Source organism: Paenibacillus sp. E194 (assembly GCF_000935845.1).
In the GTDB taxonomy this organism is placed as follows: Bacteria; Bacillota; Bacilli; order Paenibacillales; family Paenibacillaceae; genus Paenibacillus_B; species Paenibacillus_B alvei_B.
In genome coordinates, this window is record NZ_JMDX01000122.1 from 1 (window position 1) to 17780 (window position 17780).

Consider the following 17780-nt stretch of genomic DNA (forward strand, 5'->3'; position numbering starts at 1 on the left):
CAAGGTGCGAGTAGAAAGGACAAGATAAAAATTGACCGAACATAACACGTGTGATTTCGAAAAGGAATTTACGATGCTCCAATGCAAGCTGGTCGCGGAGCATAATCGGTTCAATGTGGAAGGAATCACTTCCGCGCAATACAATATATTGGATCTGCTTGCTATGAATGGAGCAAAAACGACTCGAGAGCTTGCAGATTCGATCCATACGACATTATCCGCGATTTCCAAATTAACAAAGAAACTTATCGATAAAAACATGATCACACAAACACGCGATACTCATGATCGACGCTACATGTATCATGAAATTACTGAACAAGGTCACGCCTTCCTCCAGAAGGCGGCCATCTCTCGCCATGGCATCATGAATCGAATTCGCGATGGGCTCAGTGATGACGAGCTGCGACAGTTTGTAAACTTATGCGGGAAGATAAATCAATCACTGACGGGGAATATGGAGTAGGAAGTAAACTACGTAAAACAATATCGAACATGATACTTATTCATATGCGTAACTACACCCGTCCAGCATAAATATCCGCTATGAATTGCAATCCTGCCGGATTCTCTTCAATTAAGTTGGAAGGTAAATAGTTTGTTGCTCCGAATGAAATGACGATTTTGAAATTTCTAGTTACTGCAGGTGTTACAGGAACCTGAAAAAAAGTCGAATATACGCGGACATCCTGCCAATTGTATGGTAATCCTTCCGTTAATCCTGTTGTCGGATCATTCGGAGTTCCTGCTATTAGTATAAAATTATCAAGGCCGGTCGGTTGAACGGCTACTTTTGTGTACATTGATCCGGTTTCTTCAAATAGTGAAATTTGTGCCGTCATCGCATTATCGGCAAAAGCAACTAAATTCACGTTCATACTAATTCTAGGATCTTCAGGGCTTGTTGTTACAATCTTGGAAGCAACCGCATAGGACGTAAATTGTCCGTTTGAAATGGGAGTGCTCCACACATACTCTGGATTCGATATTGATGCAAATGGAGAAGGCGATCCAAATGCCAGTTTATCATTATCATACTTTCTAACGGATGGCCATTTCAGACTAAGTCGAGTAATATCGTTAGTCACTCCTCCTGTAGTATTGGCAGCGTTCATAGCAGCCGCATCTCGATCAATACCTACAGATATGATCGATGAATTGCTTACTAAACGATCGAACGGAGTAATCGGCACGATCATCACCTAGTCCTTTCAATAAAAGTATTCTACCCAATCACTTCATCAACTTCTTGATATAAATCCGCAATAAATTGCAATCCGGCTGGATTTCCTGGTACCGGAGCTATCGGTAAATAATTGGTTGCCATAAATGAAATAACAACTTTAAAAGTACGCGGCGCCCCAGCGGGCACTGCTAATGGAGCTGTAAACGATGTGGAATATACGCGAATATCCTGCCAATTATACGGTATCGTTTCAGTCAAACCAGTTGAAGGCGTATTGGGGGTTCCTGCTACCAATATAAAGTCGCCTAAACCGGCTGGCTGTGCAGGCACTTTCACATAACTGCCTCCTACCTGTTCGTATAGTGTAATTTTCGCGGTCATGGCATTATCGGAAAAGGCCGATAAACATACGGAAAAGGTAGCTCGTTCAAATGTTGTAATTGGGGGTATAAAGAGTCCGGTTACTGTAAATGAATTTGAAGCTATCGCAAATGCCCTCGCTTGGCCATCGCTGATCGGTGGTTGCCAAATGTATTCGGGATTTGCATCACCGCTAAAAGGGGATGGCGAAGCTGGGGACAAATCATTATCGTATTTTTTTAAAGCCGGCCAATCCAGGCTTAACATCGTCACTGCACTAGCCATCCCCCCTGTTCCGTTCACGGCATTTATCTCCGCTTCTTCCCGATCCACCCCGACAAACACCGTAGCTCCATTGCTAATAAGCCTTTGAAAGGGCGCCATAGGATGCAACAATTTGATCACCTCGCATTATTTTTTCGATACGTCCAAGCATTCTGATTTACATGCTCACAAACTCTCATCTACGAATATATCGGCGAGAAACTGTAAGCCTGCTGGATTAGTCGCATAGGGAACAAGAGGCAAATAGTTGGTTACTTCGAAGGAGATCATGGAGCAACGTCATTGGACATCTCCACCGGGTAATCGGCATTTCCATTATCTCCGACAATAATTTTTGAATGTGCCATGAAGTTTACAACTCCGCTCTACAATTACTGTCATGATATTCTTCTATGATTTTGTGGAAACGGCGGATGACCTCCCTAACTTTTCCTAGACAAGCACATAACAAAAAACCACAGGAACTAAAAGTTCCTATGGTCTTTACACGACATTGCCATTACTCAAAATGATTCATTGATGCAGACTTATTACAGCTCCAGCTTCTTCGCTTGTTCCTTGATGTAATCGGCGGTTCGCAGAGCCAGTGACATTACGGTATTCGTCGGGTTAGCCCCGCCGGATGTCACGAACATGCTGGCATCGCAGACGAACAAATTGGGAATATCATGGCATTGCCCATACGAATTGACGACAGAAGTCTGCGGATTCGTGCCCATACGGCAGCCTCCCATGAGATGAGCGGTATCCGGCACGACATACTTGACATCGCCGCCTTCCGCTTCCAGAATAGCGCTCATTTTGCCAACGGCATGCTCGATTAGCTTCCGGTCATTCTCTCCATAGCTGAACGTTACCTTGGCCCGCGGCACTCCATTCTCATCCTTTTCACCGGCAAGCGTTACCCGATTGTCCGGGTTCGGCAGCACCTCTCCTACCATCGTTATTCTTCCGTAGTAATTATAGTCCAGCAGCTCTTCCTTAAGCCGGCTTCCCCAGATCGGGCCTGTCCTCGACTTGCTCAGACCTTGAGCAAACCCGACAGGTCTAGCGCCATGGGCATGAAGGGTGTAGCCTCGCGCGAATCCCCTACTTTTGTCCGTCTCGTAGAAGTCTTGCGTCGTTGCCAATACCGGAGTTCCCTTGTACAGCCGTATATCGCGATCGAACTTGGCATATACGTCCTCGCTGCTGTGCGGCATTATCGCTTTGCCAACCCAACCACTGCTATTGGCAAGTCCTTCCGGATAGCGGTTATTCGCGGAGTGAAGCAGCAGTCTCGGCGTCTCTACCGCGAAAGCGGACAAGATGACTACTTTTGCCTTCTGCGCATAGGTCTCGCCTTCATGCACGAACGTTACGCCCGTTACCTTGCCGTCGCTTCCCGTTAGCACTTGGGTGACCATGCAATCGGCTAATACCTCCGCTCCTGCAGCGATAGCCTTCGGAATATGCACAATTAACGTGCTGAATTTCGAATTCGGCATGCATCCTTGGTTGCAAAAGCCCCTGTTGATGCATGGCGGACGGCCATCGAATGGCGCAGATATGATGGCTAGCGGCGGAACAGACGAACGAATCCCCAAATTCTCGCAGCCCTTCATGAATAAATAAGCATTCGGACTCAGCGGATCCCGTTCTGGATACGGATAAGGCCCATGGTAGCTGCCCCAAGGGAAATGCTTCGGACCGGATACCGCAATCTCTTTCTCAATGCGCGAGTAATACGGCTCAAGATCCTCATAACGTATGGGCCAGTCTTCTCCAACGCCATCCAGCGTCTTGGTGCGGAAGTCAGATTCATGGAATCGAAGAAACACGGCCGTAAAATGCACCGTTCCTCCGCCTACACCGCGACCGGAGTTGTTATGCCCCATCGTCAGCGGGTCTTTTCCGTCTACAATGCGGGTGTCCTGCCAGCCCAAGTTTTTCATGGTGAGCTCGTCGCTTGCAAAGTCCTGCTGCGGATCGCGAAACGGCCCGGCCTCCAGTACAACGACGCGGAACCCAGCCTCGCTCAATTCCTTAGCAAGCACGCCGCCGGCGGCACCGGCGCCGACGATTACAACATCCGCCTCATCAGCAAATTTACGCAGTATCATGCTTCTTCCTTCGCCTCCCATGGATCAAGCCGTCCGATATCGCCGCGAACATAGCCGCGCGGGTATGCAGGGCCAGCATACCCCATCTCAGACCACACGATAGGATGCGAGCAGTACGCCTCGACAGTCAGATTAAGCATCTTCACGAACCATTCGCGTTGAAGATCGCTAGACCATTTCGAATAATCCGCTCGTCCATCGCTAATTTGCCGAAGCACCTCGTTAAGCTGCTGTGCTTCACATTTGCTCGCTTTTTTTCCCGTAACTTGCAACAGGAACTTGTCTAAATGCTGAATCCCTTCAAGAATAAGCATTTTGCGCTCCGGCACGCCCGTTCTGCGTTCCCCTTCTCCCGTCGTCGTATCCTTCAATGTCTGGTCTACGTGGGCAAGCACATATTGAATTACTTCCTCTCTCCCGTCATCGACGAGCGCGGAACACACCTGTTGCAGCAGCTTATATTTCTCACCATCTAACACGGTGCAGGACTGCGATTTACTTATTCTGCTCGTCACAATGGCTTGGGTATGGGTATCCCATGCCTCGCGTTCATCCAGTACATTGAATGAAGGATACCGAGTTCTTCTCACCATCAATCTCACTCCAGTACAGTCATCTTCAACCATTACGCTCGCCAATACAGCGCTATTATCCCAAGCAGGCTCATCGCGGTAATCATGAGCGGCATGATGACAGGAGGCCCAATTAGAAAGTTATGTGATTGATAACCCCCGACCCGCTTTCCTACACCACGAACATGAAAATAAAAACCGACCAGTCCCGCCAAAGCTCCAACCCACATGAGGATTTGGAAAAAAACACGCAGCCATGCCACGTGAAAGCAGACGAGAATCAACCCGAACACAAAAAACAACGGAGCTGCCAGCACGGGCACCCACATCGCTTTATGATGAAAATTTTGCCGATAATGAGACATCGTCACTTGTATGCCGATTAAACAAAAGGCTAAACTGACGAATAAAATGAGCATCCGCTCGATTGGCCAACCTTCCCATCCCATCGCGTTCCCTCTTTCTTACGAATCATAATTTTTTTGCGATTGCCGCTTATAAAAGTGTTCCAACATATCCCATACTTAAAACATAGGTCATCATTTTTATTAGGAGGTTACTCTTGCTCATTCACAAGATCGACACGTACCCGTTGTTATATCGAATCCCCCGTCCCTACGGGGATGCCAATGGCTTGAAGAAGTTCCGTTCCACTTACCTGATCAAAATTACGACGAAGTCCGGACTTACCGGGTGGGGCGAATGTTCGGGATGGCTGCCTGCTCTGGAAACCGAGTTTGAACACGCCGTCATTCCGTTCCTTCTTGGCAAGGATGCCCGGGAACGAAATGCCATTATCAGTGCATTATCCAAGCAAAAGCATGATAGACCCGCAGCTGCGGTCAGCTTGGCGCTGACGGAAATCGTTGCACACAGCGCGAAATTATCAATTAGCGAGCTTTGGGGTGGCGCGGTTAGACGTTCGCTCCCCTTGTACGCATCGCTTCAATCATATTCAGATGCATCAGATTGGATAGGCCAATCGCTAAAGGATATGGAACAAGCGGTCCAACAGGGGTTTGTAAACATGAAAATAAAAGTGGGCGGGAAATCACTCACTGATGATATTCGCCATGTCCGCGCCGTCCAAGAACAGTACGGGCAGCGTATACGAATTGCATTGGACGCCAATGGAAGCTATGATGCTGCCACGGCTAGCAGCTGGAACTCCCTGGTCAATCAATACGAAAATTGGATCTGGTTCGAAGAGCCATTGCCCTTGAACGCATGGGATCAATTCGCGCATTGTCGACTTCGACTGGACATTCCGGTTGCAGGCGGTGAAAATGCCATGACTCCCTCGCTGTTCCATCAAGCCATCGTTTGGCAAGCGCTGGATATTGTTCAGCCCGATCCGCTTCATCTTGGCGGTATCGATGCCTATCGCGACGTACTAAAGCTCGCACGCACAGCGGGCATTCGCGTATCCCCACATACCTTCGATGGCGCTTTAGCCCGCTGCTACACGTTGTTCGCTCACGCTTGCTTGCCTGCCTGGAGCAAAATGGACGCCGACGAAGCGGTTGAACCGATAGAGTGGGACGTAATGGACAATCCATTTACGGCCTTGGTTCCGCTTCACATTCATCGCGGAACCGTCGATATTCCGAATGGCCCTGGCATCGGGACAGCCATCGATGAAGACATGCTTAGCCATTACCGCTGGGACGGCTCGCGTTTCTGGTAATTGAATATGACCAGCATTTCTTTTGCGCAACGAAAAAAGGCGAAGCTCTGGCTTCGCCCAACAATATTGCAATTCGTATTCATATATCCATTTACGAGAAATTTTATGGCCTAAGGCTCCTTTAACCTCGCTGTTTCTTCGGCCATGGGGCCAGCAGCAGCGTTACAGGCAACAGCAGTAAGCCAACGATGAGCACGGTCCAAATGACGTCATTCTGCATATTTTCCTCATGCGCTATGATAGCATTCAGCGACGAACCTATGACATATCCTCTTTCAATCGTTTCCGGCTTGTCCTTCGGCGCATAAGGCGGCAAGCCTCCATACAAGACGGAATCCGTGCCATTGGGAAATGACATTGGCTTCAGCTGTCCTTCCTCTGCCTGCCCGAGTATGGTAACCTTCTCGCCATTTGGAACGCCCGCATAGCTCTGTGCCGTCTCTTTCGGCGCCACTACCAGCACGCGGTTGTTCTCGACCTCCTCGTCCGGATTGCGGAGCGTCCCCTCGTGCAGCGGCACAGTAAGATCGGTCAAGCGGAATACGGACGGCTGAAGCGGGATCCCGTTCATCGACAATCCGTTCACATCACCCACTGTAGTCGTCATTGTTGCCACATAACTGCAAGTGCGAGAGCTGCACGACCACCTTCGATCCTCTTTCACGAGCAGCGCATAAGATGAAGCCAAGTGTTCATCCAGGGCAGGATTTCGAGAGGTAAGCGTACCAGTTATCGCTACGATGCCTGTCATTTCTGGAGTCACCGTTTCAACAGGAACCGCATTCTGCAATTCCTTCTCCCAGCTGTTAGATTCACTGTACATGATAGCAAAGCCGCCGAAAACGAGCAGATCCGTTAGTAGAAAAAAGATGAACCAACCACTTACACGTCGTGACCTTGTCACTTTTCCTGTTGTACTTTGATGACGCAGCTTCGCCACGTTCTAACACCTTCTCTCAATCATTGCTTGCGCATCCTCATACCTGAATGGTCGATACAAGCAATGGTGGCATTGCCAAAAAAAGAAATATGCCCTATGCCTAAGGATGTTATGTTCTGCTTGAATGCGATTCGGAATCATCGCCTTGTGTATTCCTCCGCTCCGGAAGCTCACAGCCATTAGAGCTGCATTGGCCAGCAGGAACAATCGTACGTCTTGAAGCGATGTATCGATACAGTTTCCCGCCAATTCCCAGCTTCATGCTGAGCCATATGAACGGACTCATCGGCATTAATATCGGCACCCTCATACAGAGTGCATGCACCGCCTCGATACCGGAAAGAATGCGGCCGCTGCTTGATTCCCGCGCATGCATGCTGTCCACCAGATTGTCCATGGACACCGGAATCCGTTCCGTTACATGCTGATCGCGTATCGAGTAAAAACGAAGCACATGCAACCAATCCCATCGTTCCAAACGTGAGCGTATTCCCGTACAAAGCGGACACCAACTATCATAATACACCTCAAGCATGCGGCGTTTACGTATGCTCATCTGTCCTCACCCGCTTCTTCCTTCAACAATTGTATATCCCTCACATCTCACATCCCGTTACGAGTAGAACACCGTAAATTGCACGACCGCTTCCTCATCGCCTACATTAGCATACATATGCGTTTCGGTAGCGGAAAATTGAATGGAATCAAATTGGTGCAGCGTATACGTATCTTCTCCAATGGTCAATTGCACCGTACCCGACATTACCGTAGCAATTTCCACTGTCCACGGGTGATTTGGCTCTGGTTCGTAGACGCAATTGGGCTTTAACCGTGCACGCAGCATCTCCATCTTCTCGCGCAGATCCGTAAAAACAGGCTCCAATATCCATTGGCCGGATTCACTCTCATAGGTAGGGCCATGACCTGATCGAGATATGCGCACTGACTTATCCGGCATGAGCAGCGTCATCAGAGGAACAGACAAATGCCTCGATATTTTCCACATCATCCCGATTGTCGGGTTCGTATCTCCACGCTCAATGTTGCCAAGGGTAAGCTTGCTAACCCCTGACAGAGCGGATAATTCCTCAAGACTTAGCTGCTTATCTTTCCGCAGTTTCCGCAAATTCGCGCCTACCGATTGCATCAATTGCTTCGTTTCGTGCTCATTCATCGAATGTTTCCCCCAATTCGAACGAGAAGTTTACAACCAATATGCAAATATTTGTTACATTATACTTTACTTTAAAAATAATATAGTATATTATACTTTACTGGATACACAATTGAAAATGATTTTCAAGTAGAGGTAAGGTGAGCATCATGAGAGCCATATTTGTTGGCATTCTAGCATCCATGTTTTTTTCATCCACATTCATTATTAACCGAGCGATGAACCTGTCCGGAACAAGCTGGGCTTGGACCGCATCGCTGCGCTTTCTACTTGCGATTCCCATACTGCTTGCGATTGTCGCATTTCGCAAAAACCTTACGCCTCTCTTCCGTGAAATGCGTAAGCATCCCCTGCAGTGGCTAACATGGGGTTCCCTGTGTGGAGTCGCGTTCTATTCGCTGCTCAGCTTTGCAGCTGTCTATGCACCGTCTTGGCTCACATCGGGAACATGGCAAATTACAATCTTAATTGGCGCATGCTTGTCGCCACTGTTCTTCGAGACACGCCCGACACCGAATGGCCCGGTAAGAGTACGCCAATCCATTCCGTTCAAGAGCATGCGCATTTCCGTCATTATACTTATCGGTGTAGTACTCATGCAAGTGTCTGAAGCAAGCAATGTTACGTTATCGGAATTACTGCTGGGCTTCATTCCTGTTATTATCGGAGCTACCTTCTATCCGCTTGGCAACCGTAAAATGATGGCGCTCTGCGGCAACAAGCTGGATTCCTTCCAGCGCACACTCGGCATGGCACTTGGCAGTATGCCTATAGCAATCCTGCTTGGCATATACGGAACTATATCCGTAGGTTTGCCATCCGCCACTCAGTTCGGACAAGCAATGCTGCTTGCCATCAGTTCTGGCGTAATCGCAAGTCTGCTCTTCTTCTTGGCAACAGACATGGCGAAGCATAATACAGCACTGCTTGCTGGAGTGGAGTCCACACAGGCTGGCATTCTGATCTTCACCGTGCTTGGCGAGGTATTGCTTCTCAACGGAACATTCCCACAAGGCTGGTCGCTAATTGGGATGTTCGTCATTATCGCCGGGATGATTGCGACGAGCTTGGCGAACCGCAATATTGCGCCAGCAAAGCCTAAGCCAGCACCAACACTGTCTAAGAGAACAGCCTAATACACCAGAAACAGCGAAAGAGCGCCGCATACTGCCTATCAAGTATGCGGCGCTCTTTCTATTATATAAGGTGGAGGCAAAACTAACCATGGTAAGTTATTCTTTTCACAAAGTATTTGAAACGAAAGTCATTTCTTATTATGCGTAATAAGCATTCAGCAGTTCACGTGTTTCTTCGACTTCCGGCTTAGCTGCAAGACCCTGGTCAGCCCAGCATTGTCTGCACTCTTCTTCTGTCGTGCATCTGTCATTATCGTCACACATATAGCAAAGTTGAAGGAAGTTGCGAGTTACTTGATCCGTTGTGTCAAATGTTTTGAATGTTCTCATCTTTATCACTCCCTGTTCTTTATGGTTACACTATATCATGGAATTGAATGATAGTATGTGAATTAAATCACAACATAATATAAGTATATAAAAGCTGCAGCCCCCTCGAAACCATATGGTTTCGATAAAGACTGCAGCCTTCTTATTTCATGTCCTTTGTTTCTAAAAAGTTAATCGCTGCATCGAGTAAGGCTGCCGCCGCGACATAATCTGTCGGATTCATCGTTAGATAACGGATTGCCCCTTCGAAGGACGTTAAGCTTGCCTCTTCATGATTTTTCTCGACCGACTTTAGAGCTGCTAGTTCCGTCTTCAGCTTAGCTAACGGCTTCGAGAATTGAGCATCAATCTCTTCTTTATTCGCTTGAGGTGCGCTCGCTCCCGCTTCCCCGTTCTTCTCCGGATTGTACTTCGCTAGCTCCGCTTCGAACTTCTTTATCAAGGCTGCATAGGATTGCTGCCATGCCTTTAATTGTTCTTGTTCTTTATCTTCCGCAGCCAACTTGTTCAGTTCAGCCAGCATTTGCTTCATATTCGCGCCAAGTGCTTGCGCTTCATCAGCCGCAAGTTTTGCCGCACTATAGTTCTTCTTCGTATATAAAATCTCTGCAGCAGCTTTATATTGTTCAGGCGTGTGCGCGATACTCAGTGCTACATTTACATCCTTCTTCAAGAAATATTGGAATCGTTCACGGAAATCTCCCTCGTCGAATACGTTGCGAACACCCCAATGAGTACTTTCACTCGTTTTCTTCAGAACAGCTAGAACGGATTTCGCCTCATCATCGAAGGCATAGGCCCCAGTATCCATATATAATGCCTTCAAGTGGATTGCCATAGCTGCCAGTGTGTTCGGATCATTCGGCTTACCAGCACCCTTGTAATGCTTTTTCACCGCATTGATCCAATTATTCACCACGGAATCGAACTGCTTATTTGATTTGCGCAGGTTGGCATCGGCCTTCGTATACGCATTTTTCTTCGCGGTGATATTTTTTTGCATAGCAGCCGTTGGAGCACCAAATACGTACACATCAATCGTCTCTCCGAAAATATTCTTTCTCTTCTCTGATCGAAGATAGTAATGATAGCCCGCATAACCACTCTGAGAGTATCCACTCTTGTCTGGATTCTGTATGATCATGCCCGCTGTGGATGAGTTTGCTAGCCTATGATTGCCTTCTGCGGTGCTCGAGCCTATCACGTACAGCGGTGAGCGTTGATCAATGTACCCTTGAACATAGTAAAGCTTATCGTTCAATGCCAACTCATATGCAGCTAGCGTCTTTTTCGTACGTACTATACATTTGATGATATGGACCGCTAACTTTGTCATACGCGTTACTATATGCATCTTCATTTGGAATCGCCACAACATGTACCTTGTCCAACTGATTCACGAGATCCAGCTTCACATCATTCAGCAATGCACCGTAAGACAAAGGTACAGCAACGCTACCTTTCTCGAACAGAACAGCTTCAGGCAGCGGCAATGCAGCTCCATCCACCTTCCCCTGCTTGCTGTTGGCTGTGAATACGAAGGTATGCTCTTGATTTTTCAATGTCAAGGTTTTCGATGATTTGTTCCAATCCGCTTGGAACCCGAATATGTCTGAAAATGACTTCAAGCCAAGATACAGTCCATCCGTAGATGTCTCTACATAATGCCTGCCTAGGAACACGCGCTTCCCGTTCCATTCCAGTAGGGAATAATCATATAGCTTCATTGTTCCTACGGTTGAAGAAGCTGCGGCAGCATAAGCTGGCTGTATACTGCTCCCAATTCCCGTTAGAAGCAATGACACAACCAGCAGCCACGTCCATATTCTCTTTCTCACGTTGACCCCTCCATCATATATCGCCATAATTCGGCATAATCTACCAACTCATTATATCATGTCCAGAATCAAAGGCGAGTGACTTTTTACCAACATTTTCGTTCCGTGAAGGTAGAAATGACTCCCCTTATCGCTTCGGCAATAGCTGAACGTATTCATCCGACAGCTTCATGAGAGAGAGAATATAGTCATAGTCCTTGCGATACGCTTCCTTCAAAGGCACGGGCTGCAATGTCTTAAGCGATATCGCTGTGCCATCTTCGAATCCTTCACCAGGTACGAACATCACTTCATTGTTGAAGAAGGAGCCTGTTGGCAGATAGTAGCGCATTCCGACTACATTATGGTCTGTATTCAACATATCACGTCCAAGTGCAAGGAATTGCTTCTCTTGCAGGGATATACCGAGTAGGTTGGAAGCTGTCGGCATAATGTCGATTTGACCGCCCGTTCCTTCGATTATCTTAGACTCAGCTTGCTTAGGTACATGAATGATCAACGGAATATTGAAGCGGCTCACTTCATTCGAATAAGGAACACCAAATCGATCAGTTATTTCCTTATCGCTTGCTTCCTTCGGATTAACGCCAAAGTGATCGCCATACACGACAAGCATTGTCTTATCCCATATTCCCTGCTTCTTCAATTCCTCAATAAACTGTCCCAATGCATAATCAGTATAATTGATCGCCGTCAAATAGTTCCCTAAATACGAGCCCTCCATATCGGCAGGAAGCGTCAACTTCCGCAGCTTGTCCGGCACGACAAATGGTGCATGACTGGACGTCGTTACGAACTGAGCATAAAATGGCTGATCACGCTTCGTCATCTCCCGAATTTGCTCCGCACCGACCCTATACAATTCTTCATCAGAAGCACCAAAATCATTGAAGAAATCGTTCGTATAGTACGGCTTGTCATAGTAATGGTCGAATGCTAATCCAGGATAGAGCACATGCCTGTTCCAGAATGTCACATCGTTAACATGGAATGTTGCCGATTGATAATTCAAGTCATGAAGAAGACGAGGCATACTTGGAAGCACTCTCTTCCCAAAGCCTGTGGACATCGCTGCCGTTCCGGTCGGGTATATGGACGTATTGGACAGAAACTCTGCATCCGAAGTATTTCCTTGGCCGATTTGCTGAAAAATATTCGGGAAGTAATAGCTCTCCTTCACGAGCTTATTCAGTACAGGTGTAATCTCTTGTCCTTCTAGCTTGGCCTGAATCGGGAAGTTCTGAAAGGCTTCCAGTTGAACCACAATCACGTTGGCACCGCGAGCCAATCCGAACCCTTGCGGCTGTCCAGACGGATTGTTTTCCTTACGATAAGGATATGCCGCTTGAAGCTCTTGGATCTTCAATTTCGTTTCATCCAAATTCCCATTCGCGATGATCTCGTTCTCACGTATGATTTTCAGTGCAGTTGCAGCTTGATAGTTGAGATAGCCAATTCTCTCTGATTTCACCTTCTCATTGCTAATCGATTCCGCCTTGTCTATGACGAACCAGGAGTAGCTTATGCAGCCGATCATGAGCAGACCTGCAGCAGTTCTCCCCTTCCAGCCTGCATACCGTTGTGGCGGGGAAGAATCCATCCAAGCTTGCTGCTGCGAATACGTCCTGCGGATCATCCAACGAATCGCAACAAATATTCCTGCCACCACGATATCTGCAAAGTACAAAAAGTGTGAGAACTTCACAAGCGGCCCGATACTGCCGCGGATTTGTGGAACCTGTCCCATTTCATCAAATGCAGTAAAGGTTGGGACTGTATTAAAGTGAATATGGTACAGTGTTGCAGCAAACATCAAAATAGAGAAAATGACCTGAAAGGTCCAATATATCGTACCTTTGCCGAATCGAGGCAGCACCATCTCGAAGATACTGACAAGAACAAGTACGGAAATAATATCAGTAAACAAGCCTGATACGGTAATCGAATCATAGACAAAGTGGCGAAGCAGCGTTAATTTGACCACCAGAAGCAGGGTCAGCAGCGCGCCTTGCGGAAGTTGAACACGCTTGCGTTCCACTCTGGCCAGTGAGATATTGCTCATTATCGTTCAATCCTTTGCAATGATGTTGTGTCGTGGTGACGTTGTCTGGTCGTGCATAAAAGCCGATTGAATCTGCGCATCATATGTTTGCTTAACGGTATCCAGCGCCTTCACAAGTCCCATTATATTGCTCAATAGGGTGATGACTGCACACGCCGCTACAATGCTAGTAAGCACACGGCGAGCCTGTCCTCGCAGACTATGAATGAACCACGCCGCCGAGATGACTGTACCACGGAATGGGTAAGCTAAATTCGTGACAAACGCCATAATAAGTCGCTCATGAGAACAAGGTTCAATGTAATACTCGGACTCTCGATCATCGATTAGACTGCCTTCCAATGATGAAGGAACTACTTTCCTTGTCCCAGAGAGCAGAAGAATAGGACACCGGCTGCTATTGCCACTCGTAATTGTTATTCCAAAATTCAATATAAGAATCCCGAATACCTCATATCTATAGGAGTTAGGAATAAGGGCAGTATAAATACTATACGAACTCGCCCCGAAGAATGCAGCAGTACTAATAGGCAACCTATCTGTAGTAGCAATATTTACATTTTTACATACCGACCTATTATAATACAGATCCTATCGAATGAATATGGTTATTATGGATCACAAGGATATGTTTACTAGTGAGCCTTATTGCTAGATTCTACTTCTGCACCATAAAAAAACGTCCCAATGAATTGGGACGCCCTCAATTTTCCCTGTTACCAGTTGCTTCAAGACATCGATATAGGAAGGAGCAGAACCTTTCTATCTTTGTGTGCTCTTCTTAAAAATGGCAATCTCATCCTTCACTTTCCGAACAGCTTCATCTACATTCGCTCGCGTGTATCCCTCAGACTTCAGCCGTCTCATGACTTCAATTGTCATTTCTCCCAATTGCCATTTGTCCTGAATGAATTCGCTGCCCGTATGCTGAAGCAGCAAGGACACTTCCTCATACAGCCGCTGAAGTTCAGTTGTATCTACGATTCCGCTGTCCCCGACTTGTACCGTAGATCGGAAGGTTTCTGACTTGCCATTGTAAGTCATCGTAACGTTAACCGCTGCAGTTCCTGTTTTTACGCCTTTCATCGTCACGCTGTTACTGGATTCACTGATTTTCTCTACTGCATCACCGATGACTTCCCAATGATAGATAGCATCTTCTGTAGGTACAGCATATCCATTGGCATACTGGCTCAACAGTCTAATCGTTCTTTCCTGTGCTGGAGTAGAAAAGAATTGATAGGTTCCCTGCCAGCCAACCTTCTCTCCCTGATCCAATACAACTGATTTGTTAAAGACTTGCAGGAAGTAGGATTTCCCATACTCCTGAGTAAAGACAATCGGTTGATCATCAGCCAGATATTGCAATTTACCAAGTCCGTAATTGCGATTCAGCGTCACGAGCAGCTGATGCTGGCTTCCATCCTGTATTCCCGAACTCAGCCAATACTTATCTACGTCTGGATGCTGGGCTTTCGTTCCTGAATCACTATACACGCCCGAGCCGCTTCTACCTACTTCCGTCTCCCCTGCATAGTAGCGTACTTCTTGATTCCATGCTCCGTTGACGGACTGCAATCCATAATAACGATATAACGTAATCTCTTCCAAAGGCATAATTTCCGTATGAACTTGTACTTTTCCGCTTTCGATTTCATACGTAACCGTCTCTTGCAAGATTTCTCGACCGCGTCCGTCCTGCTCCTTCGTATTGAAGCCCTGAATCCGATTCACGACCTCAATTTTAACCTTGCTCCCATCGATTGCTGTCCCATCTTGAAGCTGCTTCCCGTCTACCCACACATTATATTGAACAGTTCTTCCTGTCGTAGAACTGTTCTCGCCACCGTCATAATTATGATTGCCACCCGTGAAATCCTGACCTTTGCCGTTGCCATTATCATTAGCACCAACGATATAAGGACCTATCCAGTCCGATATATCAGGCCACAGCATAGTCGATGGGCGCGTCAAGTCGGGATCGGCATCCTTGTCCACATTCGGACTAAGCCTCCATTCTTTCATCCCGTAGAGCTTATTCGCACCGGCATGATCGAACACAATCCACATATCATTATTGTTATTGTACTTGTGGGCAATCTTCAGGTTGCTGCCATTTTTCAAGACATATTGCGTTCCTCCCGGTAATGGATTGTGAAGTACAGGATTTTCGAAGCCATAGTTGATAGATAGTGGTGTTTCATTCCCTGTTATCTGATTATAGAACCAAGGAGCAACCTCAATAACGACAGATTCCGCTTCTACCGATCCTACTTGCGCGCGAATCACGACAGTACCAGGCTTGATTGCATGCAGCTTGCCATCTGAGCTAACTTCAACAATGCTCGAGTCCGAGCTCGCGAAGACCGCATTCACTTTCTTTTGTAGTGCTTCGTTTTTGTCGATCACGACTGGTGACCACAACGCCCCAACATCCATGGTTTCAAGCTTAGAAGGAAGCATGATCTTATATTCCGGAGCAGGACGATTCGCTTCATATTTCAATAGCTTTAGATCATCGAGGTAGAACATAGCGTCTTCCGTCTGCCTGTTGCGCATAAGGGCAAAGCGAATGATATTTTCCGTATTGATTCCTGCTTGTTTCAGCTCTTGAATCGACTTCGTAATGACAGTCCATTGCCCAGGCGGGAACATGATGTTTCTGGCATAGGTCTTGCCCCAATCATATTCATACATATAGACCTCGCGAATCTCCTGTGGCTTGGAAGAAGCATTGTATACCGCATAGCTAACAGCATCATACTCGCTCCAATCCTTGAGCGCAAAGGCTGGATAGGATTCTTCCGGAAGCTCCCTCTCGAACCCGTCATAATCGGAGTCGATATACGCTGCGATCCAGCTATTTGGATAAGCCCTGAAATCGATCTTCAGCGACTTCTCTCCTTGCAGCACATAGGTAGCGTCTGTAACCGTTGCCCGCTTGACATGGTCGCCGTTATTCGTTCCAGATTTAATATCGCTTTCAAAATCTACGAGCGAACGAGATTCTGTTACTGTCGGCTCACCAGAATTCTCTAGAATAATATCGCGATACATCGTCTGCTTATCATGGATGCTGACGACAATAGATTTGCTGGGTAAGCCTTGTTTCTCTATGACAAAGGAATTCTCTGTTGCATACAGATCATTCATCGCGAACTGACCTTCTGTATCAGTGGTGACAGCATTCCCTGCCTTATCCGTTAACGTCACCCCTGCGATACCTTTGCCCTGACGATCTACCACTCTTCCTGAAAAATTCCCCTGTGGAGGAATAAACTTGCCTGTTGCAAACTTATATAGATCCGTATACATCTGCTTCGCCGCCGATACCTCAGAATGATACAGATCATAGATTACGTACACGTCTTGATAATACGCAAGAAGAGACTGATTCATAAACTGCTTCTTCACACCAGTTATTAAATAGTTATAAAATGCTTGACGATACCGCGGAGCGTCCACAATACGCTGATCAAGCTCTACTTTGACTCCCGCTTCATTGGCATAAGCTAAGTCCGCAATCTCTTCCACCCGCTCAATTGTGGTGCTGTCGTCACCATAATGGTTCGGCTGAAGGGCTGAGAAGTCAAAGCCTAGCCGGTTCCCATTCGCCTTCTCCCCTGCACCATACCACGGAAGCCAGCCCAGACGCATGCCGTGCTGCTGCAAATACAGGGATGCGAATGCCGCACTCTCCTGCTCCCCAGGTACAGTTGTATCGAGATCCTCTTGGAGCCAATAGAAGCCGCTCAGCTTCAAGTGCTTATACTGCTGTTGCTCGAAGCGAGCGGTTAACGTGTTGATGTACCAGCGGATCAACTCTTTGCGCGTATTCAAGTTTTCTAGATTTTTCACTGTGCCATCGCCATTGAAATCCCCAAAGTCCTTGCTCTGTGGATCTGGGAAAGGTCAATGTAACATACACGTTTACCTTTTTATCCTGTTCATGCAAATCCTTTCCCACCTGTTCAACTGCAGCATCCAAGTCCATTCGAGCTGCAATCCCTTCTCGAAACAAGCGATCTATCGACCATTTCCAATCCTGCCAAGTTCCTGGCTTGCTGCCTGCCACCCAAGGATAATAACGAGTCAGACTCCCTTGTAT

General features: G+C 47.1%; 18 protein-coding genes. 3 read left to right on the forward strand and 15 right to left on the reverse strand.

Annotation, left to right across the window (positions count from 1 at the left end):
- Positions 1-31 precede the first annotated feature (31 nt).
- Positions 32-466, forward strand: coding sequence for a MarR family winged helix-turn-helix transcriptional regulator (locus tag AZ66_RS16980; RefSeq protein ID WP_052648570.1), 435 nt, complete (start codon positions 32-34; stop codon positions 464-466).
- A gap of 52 nt (positions 467-518) precedes the next feature.
- Here AZ66_RS16980 and AZ66_RS16985 read toward each other — a convergent pair whose 3' ends face one another.
- From AZ66_RS16985 to AZ66_RS17005, 5 genes are all read right to left on the reverse strand, one after another.
- Positions 519-1199 carry a hypothetical protein gene (locus AZ66_RS16985; RefSeq protein WP_044355917.1) on the reverse strand — a complete coding sequence of 227 codons (681 nt, stop codon included), beginning with the start codon at positions 1197-1199 and terminating at the stop codon, positions 519-521.
- Positions 1200-1225: 26 nt separating this feature from the next.
- A complete protein-coding gene (locus tag AZ66_RS16990; protein ID WP_044355918.1) occupies positions 1226-1939 on the reverse strand; it encodes a hypothetical protein in 714 nt (237 codons plus the stop codon).
- 422 nt (positions 1940-2361) lie between these two features.
- Positions 2362-3933 (reverse strand): GMC family oxidoreductase, encoded by a 1572-nt coding sequence (locus AZ66_RS16995; RefSeq protein WP_044355919.1) that lies wholly within the window; start codon positions 3931-3933, stop codon positions 2362-2364.
- Entirely contained in the window at positions 3930-4526 is a 597-nt protein-coding gene (locus AZ66_RS17000; protein ID WP_044355920.1) for a gluconate 2-dehydrogenase subunit 3 family protein, read from the reverse strand. The genes AZ66_RS16995 and AZ66_RS17000 overlap by 4 nt, the downstream gene beginning before the upstream one ends.
- Before the next feature lie 32 nt (positions 4527-4558).
- Positions 4559-4954 (reverse strand): hypothetical protein, encoded by a 396-nt coding sequence (locus AZ66_RS17005; protein ID WP_044355921.1) that lies wholly within the window; start codon positions 4952-4954, stop codon positions 4559-4561.
- A gap of 113 nt (positions 4955-5067) precedes the next feature.
- On the opposite strand from AZ66_RS17005, the gene AZ66_RS17010 reads away from it, so the two are divergent.
- Entirely contained in the window at positions 5068-6192 is a 1125-nt protein-coding gene (locus AZ66_RS17010; RefSeq protein ID WP_044355922.1) for a mandelate racemase/muconate lactonizing enzyme family protein, read from the forward strand.
- A 121-nt stretch (positions 6193-6313) separates the two neighbouring features.
- On the opposite strand, the gene AZ66_RS17015 is transcribed toward AZ66_RS17010, so the two are convergent.
- The 3 genes from AZ66_RS17015 to AZ66_RS17025 form a co-directional block, all read right to left on the reverse strand.
- Positions 6314-7132 carry a hypothetical protein gene (locus AZ66_RS17015; protein WP_044355923.1) on the reverse strand — a complete coding sequence of 273 codons (819 nt, stop codon included), beginning with the start codon at positions 7130-7132 and terminating at the stop codon, positions 6314-6316.
- Positions 7133-7241: 109 nt separating this feature from the next.
- Positions 7242-7688, reverse strand: a complete 447-nt coding sequence (locus tag AZ66_RS17020; protein WP_044355924.1) for a thiol-disulfide oxidoreductase DCC family protein — start codon at positions 7686-7688, stop codon at positions 7242-7244.
- Between the two features lie 57 nt (positions 7689-7745).
- Positions 7746-8306, reverse strand: a complete 561-nt coding sequence (locus tag AZ66_RS17025; RefSeq protein WP_021253831.1) for a helix-turn-helix domain-containing protein — start codon at positions 8304-8306, stop codon at positions 7746-7748.
- Positions 8307-8455: 149 nt separating this feature from the next.
- On the opposite strand from AZ66_RS17025, the gene AZ66_RS17030 reads away from it, so the two are divergent.
- Positions 8456-9442 carry a DMT family transporter gene (locus AZ66_RS17030; RefSeq protein WP_044355926.1) on the forward strand — a complete coding sequence of 329 codons (987 nt, stop codon included), beginning with the start codon at positions 8456-8458 and terminating at the stop codon, positions 9440-9442.
- Between the two features lie 138 nt (positions 9443-9580).
- Here the strand turns inward: AZ66_RS17030 and AZ66_RS17035 are convergent, their stop codons facing one another.
- The 7 genes from AZ66_RS17035 to AZ66_RS32785 all read right to left on the reverse strand — a co-directional run.
- Positions 9581-9772, reverse strand: coding sequence for a hypothetical protein (locus AZ66_RS17035; protein ID WP_021261459.1), 192 nt, complete (start codon positions 9770-9772; stop codon positions 9581-9583).
- 142 nt (positions 9773-9914) lie between these two features.
- Positions 9915-11033, reverse strand: a complete 1119-nt coding sequence (locus AZ66_RS17040) for a hypothetical protein (RefSeq protein ID WP_044355927.1) — start codon at positions 11031-11033, stop codon at positions 9915-9917.
- A gap of 7 nt (positions 11034-11040) precedes the next feature.
- Positions 11041-11610, reverse strand: coding sequence for a stalk domain-containing protein (locus tag AZ66_RS17045; RefSeq protein ID WP_044355928.1), 570 nt, complete (start codon positions 11608-11610; stop codon positions 11041-11043).
- Between the two features lie 127 nt (positions 11611-11737).
- Positions 11738-13672, reverse strand: coding sequence for an LTA synthase family protein (locus AZ66_RS17050; protein WP_044355929.1), 1935 nt, complete (start codon positions 13670-13672; stop codon positions 11738-11740).
- Positions 13673-13678: 6 nt separating this feature from the next.
- Positions 13679-13942 carry a hypothetical protein gene (locus AZ66_RS17055; protein WP_044355930.1) on the reverse strand — a complete coding sequence of 88 codons (264 nt, stop codon included), beginning with the start codon at positions 13940-13942 and terminating at the stop codon, positions 13679-13681.
- Between the two features lie 492 nt (positions 13943-14434).
- Entirely contained in the window at positions 14435-17530 is a 3096-nt protein-coding gene (locus AZ66_RS32780; protein WP_082061632.1) for a DUF4855 domain-containing protein, read from the reverse strand.
- The coding region (locus AZ66_RS32785) for a DUF4855 domain-containing protein (protein ID WP_156159997.1) at positions 17439-17780 on the reverse strand (342 nt) is incomplete at its 5' end. The genes AZ66_RS32785 and AZ66_RS32780, both read right to left, overlap by 92 nt.